The 1,010-nt window shown below is 53.7% G+C and carries 1 protein-coding gene; it reads right to left on the bottom strand.

Annotated features, from left to right (window positions below; translation table 11 throughout):
• Positions 1–1,010, bottom strand: a 1,010-nt coding sequence (gene tuf / locus C0K55_RS25670) for an elongation factor Tu (RefSeq protein WP_105267088.1), incomplete at both ends; no start/stop codon positions are given.

The raw sequence follows: 1,010 nt of genomic DNA, 5'->3' as shown, positions 1-1,010 counted from the left end.
CCAACGGTACGGCCGCCTTCACGGATTGCGAAACGCAGACCGTCGTCCATCGCGATCGGGTGGATCAGGGTAACAACCATTTTGATGTTGTCGCCCGGCATTACCATCTCTACGCCTTCCGGCAGTTCGATAGTACCAGTCACGTCAGTAGTACGGAAGTAGAACTGCGGACGGTAGCCTTTGAAGAACGGAGTATGACGGCCGCCTTCATCTTTGGACAGAATGTACACTTCAGATTCGAACTTGGTGTGCGGCTTGATGGTGCCCGGCTTAGCCAGTACCTGACCACGTTCGATTTCTTCACGTTTGATACCACGCAGCAGAACACCTACGTTCTCACCAGCACGGCCTTCGTCCAGCAGTTTGCGGAACATTTCAACGCCAGTACAGGTAGACTTCTGAGTCTCTTTGATACCAACGATTTCAACTTCTTCGCCAACTTTGATGATACCGCGTTCCACACGACCGGTAACAACAGTACCACGACCGGAGATGGAGAATACGTCTTCGATCGGCAGCAGGAACGGCTTGTCAATCGCACGCTCTGGTTCCGGAATGTAAGAATCCAGGAAGCCAGCCAGTTCCAGGATTTTCGCTTCCCACTCTGCGTCGCCTTCCAGCGCTTTCAGTGCAGAACCACGAACGATCGGAGTGTCGTCGCCCGGGAAGTCGTACTGAGACAGAAGTTCACGAACTTCCATTTCAACCAGTTCCAGCAGCTCTTCGTCATCAACCATGTCGCATTTGTTCAGGAACACGATGATGTACGGAACGCCTACCTGACGACCCAGCAGGATGTGCTCACGGGTTTGCGGCATCGGGCCGTCAGTCGCAGCAACAACCAGGATCGCGCCATCCATCTGAGCAGCACCAGTGATCATGTTTTTAACATAGTCGGCGTGCCCCGGGCAGTCTACGTGTGCGTAGTGACGGGTCGGGGTGTCGTATTCAACGTGAGAAGTGTTGATGGTGATACCACGAGCTTTTTCTTCCGGCGCGTTATCGATCTG

It is taken from the genome of Escherichia sp. MOD1-EC6098, assembly GCF_002965865.1.
Lineage (GTDB): Bacteria > Pseudomonadota > Gammaproteobacteria > Enterobacterales > Enterobacteriaceae > Escherichia > Escherichia marmotae.
The sequence above is the reverse complement of the archived record's forward strand: the minus strand, read 5'-3'. Positions and strand labels throughout refer to the sequence as shown.